This is a genomic window from Pseudoalteromonas sp. SG45-3 (genome assembly GCF_014164075.1).
In the GTDB taxonomy this organism is placed as follows: Bacteria; Pseudomonadota; Gammaproteobacteria; order Enterobacterales; family Alteromonadaceae; genus Pseudoalteromonas; species Pseudoalteromonas distincta.
This window is the reverse complement of the sequence record NZ_JACJEN010000009.1, coordinates 17,383-41,155: the sequence shown is the minus strand read 5'-3', so window position 1 is coordinate 41,155 and position 23,773 is coordinate 17,383. Positions and strand designations below refer to the sequence as shown.

21 protein-coding genes are annotated in these 23,773 nt (G+C 40.3%); 11 read left to right on the top strand and 10 right to left on the bottom strand.

Going from position 1 to position 23,773, the window contains the following annotated elements; genetic code table 11:
* Positions 1–234: 234 nt before the first annotated feature.
* From glnA to H5126_RS12005, 5 genes are all read left to right on the top strand, one after another.
* Complete coding sequence (glnA, locus tag H5126_RS12025) at positions 235–1,641, top strand: glutamate--ammonia ligase (protein ID WP_002961121.1); 1,407 nt, start codon at positions 235–237, stop codon at positions 1,639–1,641.
* Positions 1,642–1,754: 113 nt separating this feature from the next.
* Positions 1,755–2,276, top strand: coding sequence for a DUF4124 domain-containing protein (locus H5126_RS12020; RefSeq protein WP_182721101.1), 522 nt, complete (start codon positions 1,755–1,757; stop codon positions 2,274–2,276).
* 82 nt (positions 2,277–2,358) lie between these two features.
* Positions 2,359–3,429 (top strand): nitrogen regulation protein NR(II), encoded by a 1,071-nt coding sequence (gene glnL, locus H5126_RS12015; protein WP_182721100.1) that lies wholly within the window; start codon positions 2,359–2,361, stop codon positions 3,427–3,429.
* 14 nt (positions 3,430–3,443) lie between these two features.
* The gene (ntrC, locus tag H5126_RS12010) at positions 3,444–4,829 is read left to right on the top strand and encodes a nitrogen regulation protein NR(I) (protein WP_182682457.1); all 1,386 of its coding nucleotides are present in this window, start codon (positions 3,444–3,446) and stop codon (positions 4,827–4,829) included.
* A 29-nt stretch (positions 4,830–4,858) separates the two neighbouring features.
* The gene (locus tag H5126_RS12005; protein ID WP_182674046.1) at positions 4,859–5,317 is read left to right on the top strand and encodes a cyclic nucleotide-binding domain-containing protein; all 459 of its coding nucleotides are present in this window, start codon (positions 4,859–4,861) and stop codon (positions 5,315–5,317) included.
* 1 nt (position 5,318) lies between these two features.
* On the opposite strand, the gene H5126_RS12000 is transcribed toward H5126_RS12005, so the two are convergent.
* Positions 5,319–5,984: a hypothetical protein gene (locus H5126_RS12000; RefSeq protein WP_182721099.1), complete on the bottom strand. Its 666-nt coding sequence runs from the start codon at positions 5,982–5,984 to the stop codon at positions 5,319–5,321.
* 56 nt (positions 5,985–6,040) lie between these two features.
* The gene (locus H5126_RS11995) at positions 6,041–6,328 is read right to left on the bottom strand and encodes a hypothetical protein (protein WP_007582180.1); all 288 of its coding nucleotides are present in this window, start codon (positions 6,326–6,328) and stop codon (positions 6,041–6,043) included.
* A gap of 245 nt (positions 6,329–6,573) precedes the next feature.
* On the opposite strand from H5126_RS11995, the gene H5126_RS11990 reads away from it, so the two are divergent.
* From H5126_RS11990 to H5126_RS11975, 4 genes are all read left to right on the top strand, one after another.
* Entirely contained in the window at positions 6,574–6,957 is a 384-nt protein-coding gene (locus tag H5126_RS11990) for an RNA-binding S4 domain-containing protein (RefSeq protein WP_182721098.1), read from the top strand.
* Positions 6,958–7,055: 98 nt separating this feature from the next.
* Positions 7,056–7,484, top strand: coding sequence for a hypothetical protein (locus H5126_RS11985; RefSeq protein ID WP_182721097.1), 429 nt, complete (start codon positions 7,056–7,058; stop codon positions 7,482–7,484).
* 205 nt (positions 7,485–7,689) lie between these two features.
* Complete coding sequence (gene acnA, locus H5126_RS11980; protein WP_182721096.1) at positions 7,690–10,434, top strand: aconitate hydratase AcnA; 2,745 nt, start codon at positions 7,690–7,692, stop codon at positions 10,432–10,434.
* Positions 10,435–10,568: 134 nt separating this feature from the next.
* Positions 10,569–10,823 carry a hypothetical protein gene (locus H5126_RS11975; RefSeq protein ID WP_182721095.1) on the top strand — a complete coding sequence of 85 codons (255 nt, stop codon included), beginning with the start codon at positions 10,569–10,571 and terminating at the stop codon, positions 10,821–10,823.
* Here the strand turns inward: H5126_RS11975 and H5126_RS11970 are convergent, their stop codons facing one another.
* The 4 genes from H5126_RS11970 to H5126_RS11955 all read right to left on the bottom strand — a co-directional run bounded on the left by H5126_RS11970 (position 10,824) and on the right by H5126_RS11955 (position 15,875).
* Positions 10,824–11,372, bottom strand: a complete 549-nt coding sequence (locus H5126_RS11970; protein ID WP_182721094.1) for a DUF4124 domain-containing protein — start codon at positions 11,370–11,372, stop codon at positions 10,824–10,826.
* 145 nt (positions 11,373–11,517) lie between these two features.
* A complete protein-coding gene (locus H5126_RS11965) occupies positions 11,518–12,258 on the bottom strand; it encodes a phosphoadenylyl-sulfate reductase (RefSeq protein WP_002961106.1) in 741 nt (246 codons plus the stop codon).
* A gap of 43 nt (positions 12,259–12,301) precedes the next feature.
* Positions 12,302–13,999, bottom strand: coding sequence for an assimilatory sulfite reductase (NADPH) hemoprotein subunit (cysI, locus tag H5126_RS11960; RefSeq protein WP_182721093.1), 1,698 nt, complete (start codon positions 13,997–13,999; stop codon positions 12,302–12,304).
* A gap of 61 nt (positions 14,000–14,060) precedes the next feature.
* On the bottom strand, positions 14,061–15,875 hold the full coding sequence (locus H5126_RS11955; RefSeq protein ID WP_182721092.1) for an assimilatory sulfite reductase (NADPH) flavoprotein subunit: 1,815 nt from the start codon (positions 15,873–15,875) through the stop codon (positions 14,061–14,063).
* A 303-nt stretch (positions 15,876–16,178) separates the two neighbouring features.
* Here H5126_RS11955 and H5126_RS11950 point away from each other — a divergent pair, with 303 nt between their 5' ends.
* Positions 16,179–17,804, top strand: coding sequence for an endonuclease (locus tag H5126_RS11950; protein WP_182721091.1), 1,626 nt, complete (start codon positions 16,179–16,181; stop codon positions 17,802–17,804).
* 86 nt (positions 17,805–17,890) lie between these two features.
* On the opposite strand, the gene H5126_RS11945 is transcribed toward H5126_RS11950, so the two are convergent.
* The gene (locus H5126_RS11945; protein ID WP_182721090.1) at positions 17,891–18,877 is read right to left on the bottom strand and encodes a hypothetical protein; all 987 of its coding nucleotides are present in this window, start codon (positions 18,875–18,877) and stop codon (positions 17,891–17,893) included.
* 418 nt (positions 18,878–19,295) lie between these two features.
* Between H5126_RS11945 and H5126_RS11940 the strand changes: the two genes are divergently transcribed.
* The gene (locus tag H5126_RS11940; protein ID WP_182721089.1) at positions 19,296–20,795 is read left to right on the top strand and encodes a DUF3360 family protein; all 1,500 of its coding nucleotides are present in this window, start codon (positions 19,296–19,298) and stop codon (positions 20,793–20,795) included.
* A gap of 95 nt (positions 20,796–20,890) precedes the next feature.
* On the opposite strand, the gene H5126_RS11935 is transcribed toward H5126_RS11940, so the two are convergent.
* From H5126_RS11935 to leuC, 3 genes are all read right to left on the bottom strand, one after another.
* Complete coding sequence (locus H5126_RS11935; protein ID WP_010555451.1) at positions 20,891–21,640, bottom strand: NYN domain-containing protein; 750 nt, start codon at positions 21,638–21,640, stop codon at positions 20,891–20,893.
* A 127-nt stretch (positions 21,641–21,767) separates the two neighbouring features.
* Positions 21,768–22,367, bottom strand: coding sequence for a 3-isopropylmalate dehydratase small subunit (leuD, locus tag H5126_RS11930; protein WP_024604173.1), 600 nt, complete (start codon positions 22,365–22,367; stop codon positions 21,768–21,770).
* Positions 22,367–23,767, bottom strand: coding sequence for a 3-isopropylmalate dehydratase large subunit (gene leuC, locus H5126_RS11925; protein ID WP_007376377.1), 1,401 nt, complete (start codon positions 23,765–23,767; stop codon positions 22,367–22,369). The genes leuD and leuC overlap by 1 nt, the downstream gene beginning before the upstream one ends.
* Positions 23,768–23,773: the final 6 nt, after the last annotated feature.

Genomic DNA, 23,773 nt, shown 5'->3' with positions numbered 1-23,773 from the left:
TGCATTTAGGTTATGCTATTTCCGAGCGATTAAATTAGCAGCAAATTGTGCCCTGTAAATTTTGCACCAAAAAGGAAAATTTACGCACCAACATAGTGCGTTTGTACATTCCATTTTGATGCAACGATATTTTTTTAATTTATAAACAGCTAGTTATAAAAATGGCACAAAATCAGCTTAGTAAATCCCAAAGCAATTATGCAGCAATAACAAAACCCAATAGTTGGAGGACACATGTCACAATCGGTTTTAGATTTTATTAAAGAAAATGACGTTAAGTTCATTGATTTACGCTTTACTGACACTAAGGGTAAAGAACAACATGTATCTATTCCTCATCACCAAGTTGATGAAGACTTTTTTGAAGACGGTAAAATGTTTGACGGTTCTTCAATTGCAGGCTGGAAAGGCATAAACGAATCAGACATGGTATTAATGCCAGTTGCTGAATCAATCAAACTAGACCCTTTCACTGAAGAGTCAACATTAATCGTACGTTGTGACGTAGTAGAGCCTTCAACGCTTCAAGGTTATGAGCGCGACCCGCGTTCTGTTGCTAAGCGTGCTGAAGATTACATGCGCTCTACAGGTATTGCAGATACAGTTTTATTTGGCCCTGAGCCAGAGTTTTTCGTATTTGACGACGTTAAATACAAATCAGATATGTCTGGTTCTATGTACAAAATCGATTCTAAGCAAGCTGCTTGGAACTCAGATAAAGAGTATGCAGATGGCAACACAGGTCACCGTCCAGGTATTAAAGGCGGTTACTTCCCAGTTGCTCCTGTTGATGACTTCCAAGATTGGCGTTCAGCTACGTGTCTAGTTCTAGAAGAAATGGGCCAAGTAGTAGAAGCACATCACCACGAAGTTGCAACAGCAGGTCAAAACGAGATTGCTACTCGCTTTAATACAATGGTATTAAAAGCGGATGAAATCCAAGAAATGAAATATGTTATCCATAACATGGCTCACTTATACGGTAAAACAGCAACGTTTATGCCTAAGCCAGTTGTTGGTGATAACGGTTCTGGTATGCATTGTCACCAATCACTTGCTAAAGATGGTGTAAACCTTTTTGCTGGTGATAAGTACGGCGGCCTTTCTGAAGATGCGCTTTACTACATTGGCGGTATCATCAAGCATGCTAAAGCAATTAACGCTTTTGCAAATGCTTCTACAAACTCGTACAAGCGTTTAGTACCAGGTTTTGAAGCACCAGTTATGCTTGCATACTCTGCACGTAACCGTTCTGCATCAATTCGTATCCCAGTGGTTCCATCTGAAAAAGGTCGTCGTATTGAAGTACGCTTCCCAGATCCAACAGCTAACCCATACCTTGCTTTCTCAGCAATGCTTATGGCTGGCCTTGATGGTATCAAAAACAAGATCCACCCTGGCGATGCTATGGATAAAGATTTATATGACTTACCAGCTGAAGAAGCAGCAGAAATCCCAACTGTTGCAGCATCACTTGACGAAGCACTATCTGCACTTAGCGCAGACCGTGAATTCTTAACTCAAGGTGGTGTATTCACTGACGACTTAATCGATGCTTACATCGAACTTAAATCTAAAGAAGTTGAAAAGCTTAACATGACAACTCACCCAGTTGAGTTTGAAATGTACTACAGCTGTTAATTTAGCTGTATAAAATATGTGTGTTCTCAAGCCCGCTTTGCGGGCTTTTTTAATGGTAAAATTAATCAATCTCCACTAAAGTTAAGTTACCGACAAAAATGCAGGGCTGCAGAGTGAACAACAAGATTTTATTACTATTAATTGCTTTAGGATTAAGCAATTATGGTTACGCTGGTGAAACAAAGATATACGCTTGGAAAGATAAAAATGGCGTATTAGTGTTCTCTGACACCCCTCATAAAGGTGCTAAAGAGGTAAAGCTTACCAGCCAAGATCTTAATATGCCTGCAACAAATACTGACATTTTTGACGAGCAACCCCAGCCTCAACAAGCGGGCTTTAGTATTGCCATTTCCTCACCTGATCATAACCAGACTATTCGTGAAAATACCGGCACTGTTTATGTTACTAGCCGAATAAAACCACGCTTTGAAACTGGTTTTACTATACAACTTTTTATTGATGGCAAAGCACATGGCCCAGCCAGTGACAGTTCAACCTTTGCAATAAGAGATGTAGAACGTGGTGAGCACACACTACAATTAAAGCTTTTTAATAGTAAAAACCAAGTTATTGCTATAAGTGAGCCCTGCATATTTTTTATGCACCGAAAAGAGCTAAACCTAAGTAACTAAATTGGGGCATTACTAAACGTGCAGCAGTGTATTTTACTATATAACTTGCTTGTAAATATCCACGCACTAAAATGGTGCAGCTATGATTAATAATAAAAACTTTAGCCCTGAGCTACTCGATGCTATTTGGCAAAATCAAACAACCGCTATCATGTTGCTTGATAAAAACTTCACCGTTGTCTATGCCAATACCAGTACTAGCGAACTGCTTGGCCTTGGTAACAAGCGCCTATTAGATCAGCCTTTCGACAGTCTTTTTAATTACCATTCAATCGATTTGCAGCGTATAGAACAATACTCATTAGTTGAAGGTGTAGATTGCCAGCAGCACAGAGCTGACGTGGTTTTTAGCGATTCTCGCCATGCAAAAGTAGCCGTAAGTACACGACAAATTAAGTTTGATGGCTCACTTTATATTTTATTTGAGTGGCGCCAAACTGATGACGAAATTAAGCACGACCAAGCGTCTAATCAAATGCATCAATATCAAGCAGCCCGAAATCTAATTAGAGGCTTAGCTCACGAAATTAAAAATCCTTTAGGTGGAATTCGCGGAGCGGCGCAGTTATTGCAGTATGAGGTTGATCAACAAGAAAGAGACCAATGTGCTGAACTTATCATTGAGCAAGCTGACCGATTACGCGAATTAGTAGATAGGCTTTTGGGGCCAAATCAGCTTCCGCAAAAATCGTATGGCAATATACATCAATCACTTGAATCGGTTGCACGACTAAGTACGTTAGATAATTGTTCTAACATTAGCTTGGTTAAGGATTACGACCCAAGCATTCCTGATGTATACATTGATCAAGGTAAAATTCAGCAAGTCGTATTAAACATTGTTCGAAATGCTCAGCAGGCGCTTGTAGATGGCGGTGAAATAACAATAAAAACCCGCATTAATCATCAACATCGTCGCCCAGGTAAAGCACCTAAAAAAGCCTTGTTGATTCAAATATCTGATAACGGACCAGGTATTGATCCCAGTATACGTGAAACACTGTTCTACCCTATGATCACCAATAAAGAAGATGGCTCAGGGTTAGGACTCTCAATAGCGCAAACGCTGATAGATCAACATGATGGCTATATAGAGTGTGATAGCTGGCCTGGACATACTGAATTTAATATCTATCTGCCCTTTGCAGATTAATGTTTGGAGTTTGCATGAAAACAGTTTGGCTTGTAGATGATGATGCTTCTATTCGATTTGTACTTGAAAAAGCACTAACCCGTGCAGGGTTTAACGCAGAAAGCTTCGCTAATGCGCAAGATGTATTAAGCGCATTAAAGTTTAGTCAACCTACTGTTTTAGTTTCGGACGTACGAATGCCTGGTATGGACGGTATGGCTTTGCTTGAACTTATTGCAGAGCAAAACCCTGGGCTGCCAGTTATTATAATGACTGCCCACTCAGATTTGGACTCTGCAGTTAATGCATTCCAAAAAGGTGCTTTTGAATACCTAGCTAAGCCGTTTGATTTAAACGAAGCAGTGGCGCTAGTCGAAAGCGCATGCAGAGCAAACTCCACTAAAAAAACTAAGCGAAAGCAAACACCACCAAAAAGTGCGCACATAATTGGTGAAGCACCCGCTATGCAAGAAGTGTTTAGAGCGATAGGTAAACTATCGGCCTCTAGCATGAGCGTATTAATAAATGGCGAATCTGGCACAGGTAAAGAACTTGTCGCCAGCGCCCTGCACAATCATAGCCCACGTAAAGAAAATCAATTTATTGCACTTAACATGGCGGCCATTCCAAAAGAGCTTGTTGAGTCAGAGTTATTTGGCCACGAAAAAGGTGCGTTTACAGGCGCCGATAGCGTACGTAAAGGCCGCTTTGAGCAAGCCAATGGCGGTACACTATTTTTAGATGAAATTGGTGATATGCCACTTGATGTGCAAACACGTTTATTACGCGTACTTGCCGATGGTGAGTTTTATCGCGTTGGTGGCCACCAAAGTATAAAAGTAGATGTGCGTATTATTGCAGCTACGCACCAAAACCTTGAAGATTTAGTTAAACAGGGCAAGTTTAGGGATGATTTATTTCATCGTCTAAATGTAGTACGCCTACGTTTACCGGCTCTTCGAGAGCGTACTGAAGATATAGAAAGCTTATCGCAACACTTTTTACATAAAAGCGCTAAAGAGCTACAAGTAGAAAGCAAAGTACTGAGCCCTAAAGCGACTGATCAATTACGCTTATTTAATTGGCCTGGCAATGTACGCCAATTAGAAAACACGTGTCGCTGGCTAACAGTTATGGCACCGGGGGAACTTGTAAGCGAGCAAGATTTACCGCCGGAGATTCTAGATGCTACACCAACCCAAGAAGAAGGTGATTGGTTAGATGCGTTTCAGCAATGGCTTAATCAAGAGCTAAAACAAGGCAAAGAAAATATTTGGCCTGACATTCAAGCTCAACTAGAAACTCGCTTAATAAAAACAGCCCTGGCTAATTGTTCTGGTCATAAGCAAGATGCTGCTATAAAAATTGGTTGGGGACGCAACACGTTGACCCGAAAATTAAAAGAGCGCAATATTAGCTGATTAAACGCTTTTAACACATTTGGTTATTGATGAAGCTAATCGAACATATTCCATTATTCAAACAAATGGAAATTATAAACAGGCTGCACTTTTTTAAAGAATTTACGCTCAGCGAGCGCCAAGTCTTATTGGAGTCGTTCGGCCTGTTATATTTAGTAAGTCAGCATCAATTTTTATTTAAGCAATACGATAACGACAAGCGTTTGTACATTGTACTTAGCGGCGCATTATTAGTATTTAAGCATAACCATTTACTAGAACTTGGCACTATAGAGCCCGGTGAATTTATAGGTGAAGGTGCCTTTATAAATAACCGAGAGCGCAGTACCAGTGCTCGCGCTAAAACCGACACCATAGTACTTGCCATTACCCCTGAAGCACTCACCCGCTTACCTAATGTTATCCGCGAAAAAATTAAAGACCGAATTATTGAAGGTATGAGCCTGCGTATTGCAAAACTTAGCGAGCATATAGAAATCCACGGTTAGTTCAATCCATATAAACAATTTGCAATGAGCAATCAAGCCAACTGGGCTTATTAACGTGCGCAGTAAAAGTGTAAGTATCTGAAGGCTTGGCACCAAAGGAGGTATTTACAAACGGCTGTGAATGACGATATGTTTGCGAATAGGTTTTATAATAAATAACAACGTAACCGTATAAAAACTCCCAACCTAACCTTACAACAGCGCCACTGGGTAAACTAAAGTCAGCATATTTATCTGTAAATGTGACAAGTAAATCATTGTACTTCTCTTCGCTGCATTGGGTTGTTCGTAACTTTTTAGGCATAACAAAGGTAGTACCCGCCACTATATTCTTTAAATAAAAGCCTATATTGCCATCACCATAAAAGTGATTTGAACGAGTCGTGTAGTTAACTTGTGGCTTGTAACCTAGCTCTTGCATTATAGCCGCAAGTTGCTCAGTTTCTTTAGGATAAATCTTATCACTTGATAAGAGTAATGTGGCTTCACCAAAATCAGGTGGGATTGCCAGCTCTACATATTCATAAGGGAGCGATTGTACTTTTAGCGCAGCATCGAGCTGGTTGCGCTGTTCATCTTGCAAGTTTTCACTAAATACATACACGGTAGGTTGTTGGCACGCAGCTAATAGTAATGCCAACACACATATTAAAATTCCACTTTTCATAGTTACCCCTTTTTGATTACAATTGTAGTCTATTAAAGGTAACTATTTATCGCAATTTAATTTGTTTGGCTATCTAACCAAGCATCAACACTTTTGCGAGTATATAAAACTTCTTTAAACAAACGATGACGTTCAAATTCAAGTTTTGTTTTTCTCGTGGCATCACCACTAACTAAACGGCTATGGGTATCATTGAATTTTGAAATTACAGAAAAACCGCGCTCATCTTGATCAGCTTGCTTTTTTACAGAATTAGCAAGGTGCTCTCTAACATCGTCAGCAGTTAACATACCTGAATTATCTAATCCCATTAGCTCTTTTTTCATTGCTAATCTTACGCCCATTTCCTACTCCATTTAATGAAAAATATTTATTCCGCCAAAGTTTTAGCAATTAGCAGGCCATACGTAAAACTAACTGCAGCAAAGATTACTCTTCAATTGCTTCAGTTTTTTTAAAGACAGATAAAATACATAAAAACTTTCGTCGTTATTTCCCTATTACAATTAGCTAAAGTTACTTGCTTTGGTGCAAAAGTAGCTGCAAGCCTTTATACTACAGCTTGTGCGTTACCCCACCGAGAGCAAATATGAACGAAGAATACATAGAAATAGAATTAGAAGAAGAGCCGATTGAGCTCTGTAAATTATTAAAAGTACTAAACTTAGTTGAAGGTGGCGGCCAAGCTAAAAACCTAATTACTGAAGGCTATGTGGGTGTTAACCATGAAATTTGTACAATTAAACGGAAAAAATTATACAGTGGTGATGTACTAGAGTTTGATGGTGAGTTTTTTAAACTCTCACTAAGTGAAGATGCAATACCTGTAGAAAAACCTGCGGTACAAACTCAAGCAGAGTCAAAGCTAGCTGTACCACAACCAACAAATCAACCAGCTAAAAGTAAGCGTAAGCGAACTAAAAAACCAAAAGTAGATGATAAAACAGGTCGTCGTCCTATTTCATTTGGTTAAGCATTTAAAAGCACTCTTTTTATATAAAAAGGCCAACTTGTATAGTTGGCCTTTTTACTCTTTAATAACCTAATTAATAATAAAAACAAGGTTATAAAATGTCTGTAAACACACCTAAAAATTGGTTTAAACCCGTTCTATGGGCGGCACTCGTATGGAACTTACTTGGCGTTATTGCATTTGCTATGCACATGATGATGACACCCGAAATGATAGGTAAACTTCCGTTAGATCAACAAGCTGCCTACTCTGACATCCCTCTTTGGTCAACCATTGCATTTGCTGTAGCTGTATTTGGAAGCACTTTGGGTTGTCTGTTTTTACTTGCTAAAAACGCGCTGGCAACACCTACTTTTGCGCTATCGCTCGGCGCTATTTTAATTCAGCAATATTATAATTTTGTGGTCATAAATAGTATTGAGCTACTTGGCGCAAGTGCGGTATTTATGCCTATTTTTGTAATCATTATTGCCATCGCTTTACTTTGCTTGAGTATTAAAGGTAAGCAACAAGGCTGGTTACAGTAATTAATAAGGGTCGAAATAACTTTTGACCCTATCTCTTCTTTTAAATCATCTCTTGAAATTAAATTTTTCAGCATCATCTCTACTATAATAACTGTATAAAATTCGTTCTCTAAACGCGATTTTTTACACTGGTATGTACTTTGCAACTCGAACACTACAGAGGTCACTCTTCAAAACATTTTTATAATTCATAAAGGGGCAAATAATGAATAATAGTTTCGATACCCAACATCAGCTCACAATAAATGGTGAGCAATATCATATTCATTCTCTAAAAGGACTTGGCGACAAAGCGAAACGATTGCCCTTTTCCTTAAAAGTACTACTTGAAAACCTTCTTCGTAACGAAGATGGCGTAAATATAAAAGAACAAGACATTCAAGCCCTTCTTAATTGGGATCCTCAAGCAAAGCCTGCATCTGAAGTTGCCTTTACTCCCGCCCGTGTTGTTATGCAAGATTTTACCGGCGTACCCGCTATTGTAGATTTAGCCGCGATGCGTGACGCAATGGAAAAGCTAGGTGGAGATCCTGCAAAAATAAACCCGTTATCGCCTGCTGAACTTGTGATTGACCATTCGGTACAAGTAGATGGCTACGGAGACGATGGTGCATTTGATTTAAATGCAAAACTTGAGTACGACCGAAATAAAGAACGTTATGAATTTTTACGTTGGGGACAAACCGCTTTTGATAATTTAAAAGTAGTGCCACCAGCAACCGGCATTGTTCACCAAGTAAACCTAGAATACTTAGCGCGCGTTGTTTTTAATGAAGAGCGCGACGGAAAAAAATTTGCTTACCCAGATACGCTTGTAGGGACTGACTCTCACACCACCATGATTAATGGCTTAGGCGTGCTTGGTTGGGGTGTAGGCGGCATTGAAGCTGAAGCAGCCATGCTTGGTCAGCCAATTAGCTTACTCATTCCACAAGTAGTAGGTATGAAGCTAAGCGGACGTTTACCTGAAGGTACTACCGCAACCGATTTAGTGTTAACAGTAACCGAAATACTGCGTAATCATGGCGTAGTGGGTAAATTTGTAGAATTTTATGGTGACGGCCTTGCCGACCTACCACTTGCCGATAGAGCAACCATAGCCAATATGGCACCAGAATACGGCGCTACATGTGGTATTTTCCCAATTGATGATGAAACCATTAACTACCTTCGCTTAACAAACCGCGACGAAAAACACTTAAAAGTAATTGAAGATTATGCTAAGCATCAAGGCTTATGGCGTAACGATGGCGACGAAGCTAGCTACACCGATACACTTGAACTTAAATTAGATGATGTTGTACCGAGCCTTGCAGGCCCTAAACGTCCACAAGATAGAATTGCCCTAAACGAAGCTGGCAAAGTTATTGGCGATCATTTAAAAGGCTTCCAAGACGAACGTATGGCTCGTCGCGATAAAAGCGATGAAGAACAAGCTCGCATTGAAAGTGAAGGCCCAACAACAAATCCAGACGAACCAGTTAACGAAGCGCAGTTTATGGGTGCAGCTAAGGTTAAATTTAAAGGCCAAGAGTTTGAGCTAAACGATGGCGCTTGTGTTATTGCCGCAATTACCAGCTGTACCAACACCTCTAACCCAAGTGTTATTTTAGCTGCTGGTTTGGTTGCTAAAAAAGCAAAACAGTTAGGCATTAATGTAAAACCTTGGGTTAAAACATCACTTGCTCCAGGCTCAAAAGTAGTTACCGACTACCTAGAAAAAGCAGGCCTGATGGATGACCTAGAAAGCCTAGGCTTTAACTTAGTTGGCTACGGCTGTACTACGTGTATTGGTAATTCAGGGCCACTTGCAAGTGAAATATCAGACGCGATTCAAAAACATAAATTAGTAGTGAGCTCTATTTTATCGGGTAACCGTAACTTTGAAGGGCGTATTCACCAAGATGTTAAAATGAACTTTTTAGCCTCTCCTCCGCTTGTTGTAGCTTATGCCATTGCAGGTAGAACCGATATTGACGTATACAACGAACCCCTTGCTCAAGATGCTAACGGTAACGATATTTACCTTAAAAACATTTGGCCAAGCGTTAAAGAAGTAAGTGACTTAGTTAAAGAAACCGTAACTAAAGAAATGTTTGAAAAAAGCTACGCTAACGTTTACGAAGGCGATAGCCGTTGGCAGCAAATTAAAATACCGGATGGCAAACTTTACGATTGGGATGATGCATCTACCTACATTAAAAAAGCACCATTTTTTGATGGTATGAAAGTAGAACCACCGGGCATTCCTTCTATTGAAGGTGCACGTTGTTTAGCTAAACTTGGGGATTCAGTAACCACTGACCATATTTCTCCAGCGGGTGCTATTAAAGCAGAAGCGCCAGCAGGTTTATACTTGCAAGATAAAGGTGTAGATAAAGCGCAATTTAACTCGTACGGCTCACGCCGTGGTAATCACGAAGTAATGATGCGTGGAACGTTCGCTAATGTGCGTCTTAAAAACTTACTAGCTCCTGGTACTGAAGGCGGAGTAACACGTACTCAGCCTGGCGATACGCTAGAGAGCATTTATGATGCAGCAATGGAGTATCAAAAAAATAATACTCCACTTATTATTTTAGCGGGCAAAGAATATGGCACGGGTTCATCTCGTGACTGGGCTGCTAAAGGCTCACTTTTATTAGGCGTTAAAGCCGTTGTAGCACAAAGCTACGAACGTATTCATCGCTCTAACTTAATTGGTATGGGTGTACTACCTCTGCAATTTAAAGAAGGTGAAAGCTACGAGTCACACGGGTTAACAGGGCAAGAACAATTTGATATTGATGGCCTGTACGATAAAACCGATGAAGTTACCGTTATTGCTACAAATGCCGAAGGTAAAAAAGTAACCTTGAGTGCAGACGTACGTATTGATACCCCTAAAGAGTGGGATTACTACAAACACGGCGGCATTTTACAATATGTATTGCGTAATATGCTCGACTAACAAAGACAGTAGTTAATACATCTAAAAGCCTAGTTTAGTAATAAGCTGGGCTTTTTTTGTACTGTTTCTTGTCTTAAATCAATGCCAAGTATTTAAAGCCTGTCTACAATAAGCTTACTCTTAGCGAGGTGACTATGTCGCAAATAATGATAATTAGGCTGCTTAAAACATCAATAGTGCTTGGGTTGTGCCTTATCGTGACTGGCCATACGTTAATTGTGTCGAACTACTTTACCGTCGAGCATGATATTAAAGGAATAATTATAGCGGCGGCATGCATTGCTGTAGGCGTGCTGCTGTCGCTTCCCACTAAAATATATTTAACAGTATTATTGATGGAAGCCGAAAAACGTTATTTAAAAAACCATAAAAGCACTCACTCTAAATAATTAAAGTGCACTTAAATTATTAATTTCTTTATTACGTTTTTCTAGTTTGTCTTTTACATTTTCGGCGTCATTAAATAGCTTTTTAACCGAATCTGGGTTCAAAATACTGATCCCCTCTGATGCAGCCGACGTTGTGTTTGGAGTTGAAGAGGTATTTAAAATAGACGTGTCTTCTGCAGCAATAACAGTAATATCTTTAGGATCGAGTTTTACTTCAATACTTTTTGCATGTGGGTTAGGTGTATCAGAAAAGTGCCATTGGCCTGTTTCGTCTTGCCACTTAAAAATTTTACCACTTGAGGTAGCATTTGCAGCAATTGGTTCATCAGAAATACTGCTCGCAATTTTATCGCCAGCTTGCTTAACGCCCAACACTGCTTGGTCCAAAGTATTGCTAGATAGCGCGACCATTTTTTCTTTAATTTGCTGAGATTCACTGCTAATTGATGATGCAGAAAGCCATGTTTGACCATCGGGCTTTTTTAAATAAAACAAAGAGATGACTGCAATAGCCATGATTGATATAGCTAAGTAGGTAAAGTATTTCATAGCGTTCCTGCTTTAATTAATCCTTTAATGCTTTGAGTCTAATAAAAAATACTTAATTAGGCAATTTTTTGTACCCGAATAAAAGAAAATAAAAACGCAGCCGAAGCTGCGTTTTTATTTGCGATTTAACTACATCGTAGTGACGTTAAATACCGTCACCATCCATGTGCAGTCCGCACTCTCGATTTAAACCAAAAAAGCGAGTTTCTTCCTCTGTCATTCCTGGTTCTAACTTACGTGTTGTATGTACGTCACCCATCGACACATAACCTTGTTCCCATAATGGGTGGTAAGGTAAATCATGCTTAGTCAGGTATTGATACACGTCGCGGTTAGACCATTCAATAATCGGGTACACTTTAACGGTACCACGGCTTATTTCTACAAACTGTTTATCAGCACGTGTAGATGATTGATCGCGACGCAAACCACTAAACCACGTGCCCGCTTCGATCTCTTTAAGTGCGCGGGTCATCGGCTCAACTTTATTAAGCTGGTTATATTGCTTAATGCCGTCCTCGCCTTGCTCCCACAACTTGCCAAACTTAGCTTCTTGCCATGCTGGGCTTAGCTGCGCTCTATACACCTTTAAGTTAAGTGATAAACGCTCACTCATTTGTTCAATAAACTGATACGTTTCAGGAAATAAATAGCCTGTATCGGTTAATACAACGGGAATATCTGGACGTTGTGAGGTCATTAAATGCAGCATTACTGCCGCTTGAATACCAAAGCTAGATGATAAAAAAGCCGTATTAGGCAAGTTATCAAGCGCCCATGCAACACGCTGTTCTGCGCTCATATTCGCTAGCAAACCATTAGCATCAGCTAACATAGCCGCTTGGCTTTGTTTATCTAGCTGTAAAATGTTTTTAAATTCACTCATGGTAAATTCCAAACCTCACCAGCGCTTTGGCGCTGGTATTTAATTAAGCGTGAAAATCGGTTACTGATACTTTTACTTCAGCAACTATGCCTTTGCGTATAACAAAGTCACCAAAACACTCACCATCGTTACGCTCTTTTGCCCATTGCCCAATGAGCTTATCGAATGCTTCTAGGTAAACGTCTTCGCCTACGTTCTCAAGGTACAATTTAGGAATACGTGTACCTTCTAAATTACCACCTAGGTAAACGTTGTACTTACCTGGGCCTTTACCCACTAAACCAGCTTCTGCAAGCATTGCGCGGCCACAACCGTTAGGGCAACCTACAACGCGCATAATAATGCTGTCATCTGGTATACCGTGCTTGGCAAGTAATGCTTCAGTTTTTTCTATTAGGCTTGGTAAGTAACGCTCTGCTTCGGCCATTGCAAGTGGGCACGTTGGCAGTGAAACACACGCCATAGAATTTTTACGCTGCTGCGAATCTTTGTCGTCAATCAGGCCATGACTACGAGCAATTTCTTCAATCACGGCTTTTTGATCTGCAGGTACGCCAGCAATAATTAAGTTTTGGTTTGCCGTCATACGCATGTCACCTTGGTGAACTTCTGCGATTTTACGACAACCAGTTTTAAGCGGCTTGCCTGGGTAGTCTAAAATACGACCACTTTGAATAAATAGTGTTAAGTGGTGCTTACCATCAATGCCTTCAACCCAACCAATACGATCGCCACGGTGAGTAAACTCAAACGGACGGCTTGGTGCAAATGTAACGCCTGAGCGTTTTTCTACTTCTGCTTTAAATACATCAACGCCAACACGGTCTAATGTGTATTTAGTTTTTGCATTTTTACGGTTTGAACGATTACCCCAATCGCGCTGCACAGATACAACATGCTCTGCAATTTTTAAGGTATCTTCGAGCGTAATAAAGCCAAAGTCATCAGCCTTACGCGGATACGTAGCCGTATCACCGTGAGTCATGGCAAGGCCACCACCAACAAGTACGTTAAAGCCAACAAGCTTGCCGTTATCAGCAATTGCCACAAAGTTTAAGTCATTCGCATGCACATCAACTTCGTTATTAGGCGGAATAGTTACCGTTGTTTTAAATTTACGCGGTAAGTAGTTAGATCCTAAAATTGGCTCTTCTGTGGTTTCTGCCTTTTCGCCATTTAGCCAAATTTCAGCATACGCTTTCGTTTTTGGTAATAAATGTTCAGAAATTTTTGCAGCCCAGTCGTAAGCTTCTTGGTGTAACTCAGACTCAACAGGGTTAGTAGTACAAAGCACGTTACGGTTAACATCGCCCGCAGTTGCAATAGAGTCTATACCTACGCTGTTAAGCATTTGGTGCATGCCTTTAATATTCGGCTTTAATACACCATGAAACTGAAACGTTTGACGCGTAGTTAGACGAATGCTGCCGTAGCTTGTTTTTTCATCAGCAAACTTATCAATTGCTAACCACTGCTCTGGCTTAATAATACCGCCAGGCATACGTGCACGTAACATTACATTATGTAGCGGCTCTAGCTTTTGCTTAGCGCGCTCACCACGTATATCGCGGTCATCTTGTTGGTACATGCCATGAAAACGTATTAACTGAAAGTTATCGGCAGTAAAACCACCGGTAATTTCGTCTTTTAAATCTTGCTCTATGGTGCCACGTAAAAAGTTACTTTCTCTTTTCAAACGTTCGTTATCAGAAAGTTTTACGTTTTTATCTTGTTCGCTCATTTTAAATCCTAAATTTGTTACAGTGACGGCTGCTAGCTGTTAAATAAAATAAGAAACGTGATTAATACACGTCTTTCTGATAGCGGTTTGCGCTACGCAAATCTTTTAAATATTGCTCTGCGTCTTCATTGCTCTTGCCTGTGTTTTCTTTAACGATATCAACCAAGGCGTTGTGTACATCTTTTGCCATGCGATTTGCATCGCCACAAATATAAAAGTGAGCGCCGGCTTCTAACCACTCAAACACGTCTTTACTGTTACTGCGTAATTTGTCTTGTACGTATACTTTTTCTGCTTGATCGCGGCTAAATGCAACATCTACTTTGTTAAGTAAACCCGATTTTAAATAACCCTGTATTTCTACTTGGTATAAAAAGTCTTGAGTGAAATGTGGGTTACCAAAGAACAACCAGTTTTTGCCTTGTGCTTCACGCGAATCACGCTCTTGTAAAAATGCACGGAACGGCGCAATACCCGTACCTGGGCCTACCATGATCACAGGTGTATCATCGTTAGTTGGTAGGCGGAAATTGTCGTTCTGTTCACTAAATACTTTAACTTTACAACCTTCTTCTGCACGACGAGTTAAGTAACCAGTACAACCACCTAAATGCTCGCTATCAAATGCATCAAACTGCACTAGACCTAGTGTTAAATGTACTTCATCTTCAACCTCAGCTTGGCTAGATGCAATTGAGTACAAGCGAGCTTGTAGTTTACGTAGGCAATCTACTAATGTTTGCGCATCAATTTTTGCTGGATTTTGGCGAATCACATCAAATATTTGGCGAGGTTCAATATACGCACGCATTGCAGCTTTATCTTCTACAAGCTTTAATAATTCAGGCGTACCTGTTGCTGTTGCGTATTTTTCTACAAAACCTGGGTACGACTGAGTCAGCTCTAGTTTTTCAATAAGTGCATCGCGTACGCTTAGCTCTTCATCACCTACTTTTACAATGCTTGTTGCATCTATTTGAGTAAGTGTAAGTACTTCATCAACTAATACATCATCATTTAAAAAGTACACACCTAATGAATCACCTGGCGTGTAAGTAATGTCAGAACCTTCAAGCGAAATTTCAACGTGGCGTACATCTTTAGTTGAGTCGCGACCGGTAATTTTTTGAACAGTTAATAGCTCTGCTTCAAATGGATTTTGTTTTGTATATTGGCTTGCTGCAGAGGTTGGAGCGCCAAATGGCATTGATACAACTTGACCACCAGCGGCATCTTGTTGCGCTTTTAAATCAGGTTCGAATGCGTCAATTGCGCCCGCAATCCATGTTGCAGCTTCTTCTTCATAATCTACATCTAAATCAGCACGTTGATATATGGTCTGTGCACCTAGTTTATTTAAACGCTCTTCAAAGTCTTTTGCTGTTTGGCAGAAAAACTCATAGCTAGAATCACCTAAGCCAATAACGGCTATTTTTACATCGTCTAGTTTTGGTGCTTTTTTAGTTGCTAAAAATTCATAGAGTGTTTCTGCGTCTTCTGGTGGCTCACCTTCACCGTAAGTAGATACAACGATGGTTAAAAACTTTTCTTTTTTCAGGGCTGTTGGTTTGTAATCTGACATGCTAACCAATTTAACCGCTAAGCCGCGCGACTCAGCCTGCTCTTTCATTTTGCTTGCTACGCCTTTTGCGTTACCCGTTTGCGAACCATATAAAATAGTTAGCGCTGCAGCATCTCCTGCAGCCGGTACGCCAGCAGTAGGAGCACCTAATGCAGCTGAGTTAGCATTAGCGGCTAAGTAACCACTTACCCATGCTTGTTGAATTGGATTAAGCTCAGCCACTAAACCTTGCAGCTTTTGTACTTGATCTTGCGATAGCGGGCTTGCCGCAGCATTTAGTTGACCTAACAACATGAATCGATTCCCCATAACCCTGAAAATTAAACACAACACACTTTGTGTATTGTTAAAAATGAGTTTTACCTCATCCAGAGTGTATCTGTTGAGGTTTTCTAAGTATGCAGGATAACGGGCTTAGCATAGATAAAAAAAGAATAGAATCTGCTTTGATATTCCATTTAGTTATTAATTTATAAAAATACCTTCAAAAACAGTTTAAAGAGCAATTATTGCCTTTTACTGCACTTTAAATTAACAATTTTGTAACCAAACTAATGTAGGGTATATTTTACTTTCAAAGTAAAAATAGGAACAATCATGTTACACGGGAAATATAAAAACAAATTACTTAGTACCGCTTTGTTACTGGGCTCATTACCTGTAATGGCCAATGTAACTAATGGCGGCTTTGAGCAATGGTCAGGTAATACACCTGATGCATGGACAACAATAGATGGCGGAATTAGCCTTTCACGATCCACCAGCACAGTTAAAAGCGGTAGTAGCTCTGCTGCTGTCAATGTAACAACAGGATCGCAAAGTAACACTGATTTACTACAACAGGTTGCTGTAGAAGCTGGTAAAACCTATAACTTTTCGGCTGATGTTTACCACACCGAAGGTAAAATTAAAGCGCGCTTATATGTAGACGGCTACCAAGGCTATTCAAATCAAGCACAAACTAACCAATGGCAAACAATTAGCCATAGCTATACAGCAAGCAGTGATAAAACAATTAGTGTTGGGCTTAGGTTTTACGATGTAAGTGGATTTGATGGCAGCGAAGCCGTATACGTAGATAACTTTTTACCAAATGCTGATGGTAGCGCATCAACAAGTTGTACCGACAATAGCCTTACCCTAACGCTTAATACCGATAATTACGGTAGCGAAACTAGCTGGGCCGTAGATAACAATCAAGGTAGCGCAATCGCTAACGGCAGTGGTTACGCATCAAACACACAATATGATGAACAAATATGCCTAACTGATGGTACATACGCACTAGTTATTAGCGACAGCTACGGCGATGGCATGTGTTGTTCAACAGGTAATGGCAGTTATGCGCTTAAGCAAGGCTCTACCACACTTGCTAGCGGTGCAAGTTTTAGTAACACCGACAGCACAGCATTTACTTTAGGCGGTGGCTCTGGTGATGGCGGCTGGACTAATCCAACCCCCACTGGCTACTATGTTACTGCTCAAGGGTTATCGGGTTATACACTAAAAACTGAGCTTTATAATATTATTAAAGATCATAATGCACAGGGTTACTCGGCTATTTGGAATTTTTACGACTCATCAGCACGTGATAAATACTTTGAAAACGATAACAGCATTTTAGATATGTATAGCGAAAAACCAAACGGTTCAGATAGCTACAATTATACTGCTGTGAGCGATCAATGTGGTAACTATAGTGGAGAAGGCGGCTGTTACAACCGTGAGCATTCATTCCCTAAAAGCTGGTTTGGCGGCACTATTGAGCCAATGAACTCAGATGTGCATCATATTTACGCAACCGACGGTTATGTAAACTCAAAACGTAGTAATTTCCCATTTGGTGAAGTAGCAAGCGCTTCATTTACATCAACTAACGGAAGTAAATTAGGTTCTGCCGCAAGTTCATTAAATTACTCTGGTACTGTGTTTGAGCCAATTGACGAATTTAAAGGTGACTTTGCTCGCGCTTATTTTTACATGGCAACGCGCTACGAAAATGTAATAGGCACTTGGCAAACCAAAACGACCTCAAGTAATGCAGTGCTTGATGGTTCAAGCAACAAAGTGTTTGAAAGCTGGGTCGTAGCCATGCTGCTTAACTGGCATAACAGCGATCCTGTAAACCAAATGGAACTTGACCGTAACCAAGCAGCGTTTGAATTTCAAGGTAATCGTAACCCGTATATCGACCACCCTGAATTTGTAGAAATGATTTGGTAAAAGTTAGCTGTTAAAACATAAGCCTTTGCAATTGCAAAGGCTTTACCTTTTAACGTGTAATATTTTTAGAGATATTATGGTTTAAGCTAGTTATAAGAAACAACTGCGATAAGTGACTTTTCAGCTCTGTTTTTCATCAACGTTAAAAGTGAATGATGAAAATCTTGAAATATCACCTCTCCCCATATTCGTGAATAAATACCAAAGTTTGTATTATCTTGAACGGTAGTTGTTAATGTTAGAATTGTATTGCCGCTTTTATCTTCACTTAGCTGATAGCCTCCATAAAGTGGAGAAAAGTATTCACCGCCAAGTTTCACGTGTTTATCGAGTGCGTCATCAGGGATAGCATCAGGGTCTATGTCAAATCTATAAAGCATCTGTTTATTTGGTTGCCAATCCGTAATAACTTCTTTAAATATAACCCCTTTTTGCCATTTACTCGTTCTAATTGCCCCAACACCCGTAGCATTCATATTTGCCTCTAAAGGTTTAGGTACACCTATTAATTGGGTAAGCGAAAATGGCAACTCTTGTGGCTCTATTGTGCTTACATTTGCAAGCTGCTGCCATACACGATTTATAGGTGCTTCAATAACTATAGAGTTGGTGACTTCGTACGTTTTTGATAAATTTAAAAAATTAACTTCAATAGGTGAAAGTAATACAGGAAGCAAAGCAATTGAAAATAAAGAACGGTTAGCATTTTTTGTTTGACGATTATTAATAAAGCCTGCCAGTAAACCGCCAATACTTGCAAAGAGCATAAAGGCAGGTAATGCCATAGCTACACAAATACTGCCTTCAAGTAAAGTAATTACACTTACAAATAAAAAAACAAAAATAGGCTGCCAAGCAATCGTGACCATTTGCCTTTTAGTTAATGCTTTTGATTCATTGTACTCAAAGTGAATACGAATATAGCCAATAGCAACAGGCACTAAAAACATAAATGATATAGAGACTAAGCTACCTAAATTGTAAGCATTGACTAGCTCTACAAATAGCCGCATAAATATGCCGTAAAGCGTACCAAGTAAAATACCAATTAATTTAGGGGAGTTGAGTTGCATCTCTATTCTTTATTGTTGTTATTAACAATCAGAAAGTAACAGAAGTATTATTTCACCACAAATAAAACGAAATTAGCGGCTCCTGCAAACAAATAGCTTGAAATAAAACGGCTTTAACAGCCACTAAGACTAAAGGATAATAACCTACCGTTAACACTATACTGTTAGGTAAATAGTGCTCCGCCTCCTTAATATCACATTCAAGAATATGATTTATAACAACTTTTAATCACCTTCTGTAATTTCATGATTTTTAATGTAAAGCTGTTTTTAAATTAACTGTATTAAAAACAACCATGCACGACCTTTTGCCTATACATAACAGCCTAAAAGCTGATCTACCCTGCATGTTCAATATTCATTTGCTTTAACAAAAGCCGTATTTATTTGATTAAGCAACAATGTTGCAGGAGAACGCATGCAAACTACACCACCCGGTGATGCACCATCAAACACGCACAAGGATGCTCAAAGCTACGAGCAACTTCATAAACCCAGCTCTGAGTTTAATACTCGCGACGAGTATCTCGAACACGAATTACAAATTATGCAGCCTAAGCGCTGGCGTCCTAATTTACCGTTTAGAGATTACCGATTTGAATTTGAAGACACTATTCCTGCAATGGCGGGCACTATTGGTAAAGTGGTTATGGTGGGCGCTATTGCGGCAACATTTGCGGCACCGCTTGGTTTAAGCGATGCATTTGTTTTAGAAAATGTGCGTTATGAATTACTCATTGTTTCTATTTTTATCATTTTATTTTCGGGCTTTATTTTACCTACAGCCAACTTGGCTGGTACTCATGGCCCACTTATTCCACTAATCCCTATTGTTGTTGCTGCTGGCGGCCACCCTATGGCGTTTGGCTTACTCATTGGTGCCTTTGGTTTTATTTTGGCCATAACCAAAGGAGGAAGTATGCTCGCGCGCCTAACCAGTAAAGGTGTGTGTGGCGGGTTGCTCATTTATTTAGGCTTTATTGGTACTATTTCGCAAGTTAAAAAGCTGTTTGCTTGGGCTGAAGCCATTGATATGGCGCATATTGCGTTTATTGTTATTTTAGCCACCATTTTATTGTATGCGCTATTGGAGCACTTTAAAAAGCGTTGGTTAGCCGTGCCGTTAAGCTGCCTTATTGGTGGCGTGGTTGCTTTTGCTTTAGGTGCACCGTTTGAGTTTCATACTGCACCGGGTTTACCAAATATGAACCCAGCATACTGGTGGGGCGAAAACACAGGTTGGATGCTTGGCCTGCCAACGCTTGAAAGCTTTGTTGTTGTACTCCCGTTTGCAGTGCTCGCTGTTGCTATGTGGTCACCTGATTTTTTAGGTCATCAAGTATTTCAAAAAATAAGCTATCCGCAACGTACTGAAAAAGTACAAATGAATATCGACGATACCATGCTGAGCGCATCGGTTAGACAAACATTTGGCTCACTTGCCGGTGGTGCTAACTTTACCTCATCGTGGGGAACCTACATTGTACCTGCCGCTATTGCTAAGCGCCCTATTCCGGCGGGCGCCATTTTAACTGCATTATTTTGTATTATTGCTGGTTTATGGGGTTACCCTATGGATTTAGCCATTTGGCAGCCTGTACTCTGCGTAGCGCTTATTGTGGGTGTGTTTATTCCGCTACTTGAAGCTGGCATGGAAATGACACGCGAAGGCAAAACAACGCAATCAGCCGCTATTGTGGTGTTTGCCTCAACCTTGGTTAATCCGGCTTTTGGTTGGTCGCTTACTATGCTACTTGATAACTTAGGGCTAATTGGTTGTAAAGAGCGCAGCGCTGAGCTAACTAAAATGAGCCGTTGGGTGATTCCACTTATTATGTTTGTACTACTTACCACTGTAATGGCAATTGTAGGCATGTTACCTGGCATACCTGCATTAATGGCTGACTTTAGGCATTAAGCCTTAGCTACTACATCTAATATTCACCCACAAAAAAGCACGGCAATTGCCGTGCTTTTTTGATATTTATTTAACTCGCTTCGATTAGAAGAATGTCAATCACCAACACCCCACCATTCTGGTATAGGGTTTGGTTGAACATTAAAAAGTTCAGATAACTTTTTCACAATATCAAAAGATTTTTTACCATCAATGTGCTTTTCAAGACCTTTTGCTACAGTGCCGAATAGCGGATCAAGAACAACATCTACACCATGAGTACGAGCTAACTTTGCAGCCGGAACGAAGTCAGCATCAGAAGCTATTAGAACCATAGTATCTACAAACTGGCTAAGAGTAAGAGTGGTTATATCTATACCTATACGCGTATCTACGCCTTTTTGTTGAAAATCAGGATGGAAATCCTCAGGCGTGAGTTCGTCAATACGCTTATCCCCTTTTAGCAAACTTTTTTGAGCGTATTCGTTGAGAATCCAACGCTTAGTAGCAGCAAGCTCACCCATTCGCAAAGCAACTTTTCTCGTTTTCGATAGTTGCTGGTGAAGGTCTAGCTGTCGAATAGTTCTAGGATCTGTCTTAAAGTTCTTCGTTCTTGCCCCTCCTTTATCTCCCGGTCGTACAACCGGTTCGCGTAACTGCTCAGTAAAAGGAGGTGCGTCGTAGTAATAAATACGATAGAGAATATCTTTTTTCAAATGGACTTGATGTTGGTCTATGATGTGCAACATTATGGAAACCATATGTTCAGGTAAGACTTTCTGAGCCCCAAAGTATTTCCGGCTAAAGAACTCTACCCGCCTTACAAAGAACCCTCCGTCTACAAAAACTGCAATTTTATTATCCATTTATATGCTCACAAAAACGCAAAAAGCCCGGGACTGCTGATATCCGCTAAAAATATGGATATGAGCTGTGCCGAGCCGATGCATCAAATTTACTGTATGCTGACGATCATGTCAAATATATTTAGCGTTACTGCCAAGAACGCTCAGTAGCCAGTTGTTTTTCAAACGCATCAATTTGTGGGTTTAGTGTTTCGGTTACACCAATAAAATCTAAGCCACTTAATAAGCGCTCTTTTACGTCTTTACGAATATCAAAACTAATTGGTGCAAACTTACTGCTTGTTAGAGTTTGATTTTCAAGGTCGATTTCAATGTTAATATCGTCGTGCTGCTCGCTAAGTACAAACAATTGCTCAAGCGTGTCGGCAGGTAACGCAATGGCTAGCATTTGGTTGTTGCCACAGTTATTAAAGAAAATATCTGCAAAGCTTTCAGCCAAAATAACTTCAAAACCATATTGCTTCAGCGCCCATGGCGCGTGCTCACGAGATGAGCCACAACCAAAGTTGTCGCGCGTTAATAATATTTGCGCGCCTTGGTAGCATGGGCGATTTAAAATAAAGTCAGGGTTTGGCTCACCATTATCTAAGTAACGCCAATCATAAAACAATGCTGCATCAAAACCTTCGCGGCTAGTTGATGTTAAAAACTGCTTAGGAATAATTTGGTCAGTATCTACATTGTTCTTATCAAGTGGAGCCATTAAGCCACTAAAAAATACGCTCATTATGCTTCTCCTCTAATATCAACAAAGTGACCATGTATTGCAGCGGCTGCCGCCATTGCAGGACTAACTAAATGTGTACGCCCACCGCGACCTTGGCGACCTTCAAAGTTACGGTTAGAAGTAGATGCACAACGCTTACCTGCTTCTAGGCGGTCATCGTTCATTGCTAAACACATAGAACAACCAGGTTCGCGCCACTCAAAACCTGCCGCTTTAAAAATATCGGCTAAGCCTTCGTCTTCTGCTTGTTTTTTAACAAGACCAGAGCCCGGTACAATTAACGCTTCAATGCCTGCAACAACATGTTTGCCTTCAACAATTTTTGCAGCAGCACGTAAATCTTCAATACGGCTATTTGTACATGAGCCAATAAATACCGTGTCTACTTTTGCGCTTGATAATTTATCGCCCGCTTTTAAGTCCATGTATTTAAGTGCGCTGCGAATGGCATCGGCTTTAATTAAATCTGGCTCTTTATCTGGATCAGGTATGCACTCATCAACACCAATAACTTGCTCTGGGCTTGTGCCCCAGGTAATTTGCGGCTGAATGTCGTCAGCATTTAGCTCAACAACTAAATCAAAGTGTGCGCCTTCGTCTGTTTTTAAGGTTTCCCAATATTCAACGGCTGCATCAAAATCTGCGCCTTTAGGTGCAAACGGACGACCTTTTAAATAATCATAAGTAATTTGGTCAGATGCAATTAAACCCGCTTTTGCACCCATTTCTATGCTCATATTACATAGCGTCATACGGGCTTCCATTGAAAGCGCTTCAATGCCTGCACCACAAAACTCTGCTACATAGCCTGTGCCACCAGCAGTACCTAACTTGCCAATTACCGCCATAATTAAATCTTTAGCCGTAACTGTTGGACGCAATACACCGTTAATTTGAATTTTTAACGATTTCGCCTTTTTTTGCTGTAGCGTTTGCGTTGCTAATACGTGCTCAACCTCAGACGTACCAATACCATGCGCTAATGCGCCAAACGCACCATGCGTAGAAGTATGGCTATCGCCACATACAATGGTTGTGCCTGGCAAAGTAATACCTTGCTCTGGGCCCATTACGTGCACAATGCCTTGGTTAATTGAGTTTAAATCGTAAAGTACAATACCAAACTCTTTACAGTTTTTATCAAGCGCCATTAATTGATTTTTAGATACTTCGCTTGCGGCATCAAGTGATCGGCTCTTAGTCGATACGTTATGATCCATCGTTGCAAAGGTTTTTTCTGGGCAACGTACAGTACGGTTTTTTTCACGTAGACCTGCAAAAGCCTGCGGAGAAGTAACTTCATGCACTAAATGGCGGTCAATATAAAGTAAGTCGGTTTGCTCATTTATGCTGGCAACGGTATGTGCTTGCCAAATTTTGTCGTATAACGTTTGGGCCACTTGCTA

Excerpts from the sequence above, each read along its gene's own strand:
- H5126_RS11970 (WP_182721094.1), bottom strand. The coding sequence starts at position 11,372 with ATGAAATACTTTACCTACTTAGCTATATCAATCATGGCTATTGCAGTC.
- H5126_RS11955 (WP_182721092.1), bottom strand. The coding sequence starts at position 15,875 with ATGTTGTTAGGTCAACTAAATGCTGCGGCAAGCCCGCTATCGCAAGAT.
- ntrC (WP_182682457.1), top strand. The coding sequence starts at position 3,444 with ATGAAAACAGTTTGGCTTGTAGATGATGATGCTTCTATTCGATTTGTA.
- H5126_RS11950 (WP_182721091.1), top strand. The coding sequence starts at position 16,179 with ATGTTACACGGGAAATATAAAAACAAATTACTTAGTACCGCTTTGTTA.
- glnL (WP_182721100.1), top strand. The coding sequence starts at position 2,359 with ATGATTAATAATAAAAACTTTAGCCCTGAGCTACTCGATGCTATTTGG.
- H5126_RS11985 (WP_182721097.1), top strand. The coding sequence starts at position 7,056 with ATGTCTGTAAACACACCTAAAAATTGGTTTAAACCCGTTCTATGGGCG.
- H5126_RS12000 (WP_182721099.1), bottom strand. The coding sequence starts at position 5,984 with ATGAAAAGTGGAATTTTAATATGTGTGTTGGCATTACTATTAGCTGCG.
- H5126_RS11975 (WP_182721095.1), top strand. The coding sequence starts at position 10,569 with ATGTCGCAAATAATGATAATTAGGCTGCTTAAAACATCAATAGTGCTT.
- H5126_RS12005 (WP_182674046.1), top strand. The coding sequence starts at position 4,859 with ATGAAGCTAATCGAACATATTCCATTATTCAAACAAATGGAAATTATA.
- H5126_RS11940 (WP_182721089.1), top strand. The coding sequence starts at position 19,296 with ATGCAAACTACACCACCCGGTGATGCACCATCAAACACGCACAAGGAT.
- H5126_RS11995 (WP_007582180.1), bottom strand. The coding sequence starts at position 6,328 with ATGGGCGTAAGATTAGCAATGAAAAAAGAGCTAATGGGATTAGATAAT.
- glnA (WP_002961121.1), top strand. The coding sequence starts at position 235 with ATGTCACAATCGGTTTTAGATTTTATTAAAGAAAATGACGTTAAGTTC.
- leuD (WP_024604173.1), bottom strand. The coding sequence starts at position 22,367 with ATGAGCGTATTTTTTAGTGGCTTAATGGCTCCACTTGATAAGAACAAT.
- cysI (WP_182721093.1), bottom strand. The coding sequence starts at position 13,999 with ATGAGCGAACAAGATAAAAACGTAAAACTTTCTGATAACGAACGTTTG.
- H5126_RS11945 (WP_182721090.1), bottom strand. The coding sequence starts at position 18,877 with ATGCAACTCAACTCCCCTAAATTAATTGGTATTTTACTTGGTACGCTT.
- acnA (WP_182721096.1), top strand. The coding sequence starts at position 7,690 with ATGAATAATAGTTTCGATACCCAACATCAGCTCACAATAAATGGTGAG.
- H5126_RS11990 (WP_182721098.1), top strand. The coding sequence starts at position 6,574 with ATGAACGAAGAATACATAGAAATAGAATTAGAAGAAGAGCCGATTGAG.
- H5126_RS11935 (WP_010555451.1), bottom strand. The coding sequence starts at position 21,640 with ATGGATAATAAAATTGCAGTTTTTGTAGACGGAGGGTTCTTTGTAAGG.
- H5126_RS11965 (WP_002961106.1), bottom strand. The coding sequence starts at position 12,258 with ATGAGTGAATTTAAAAACATTTTACAGCTAGATAAACAAAGCCAAGCG.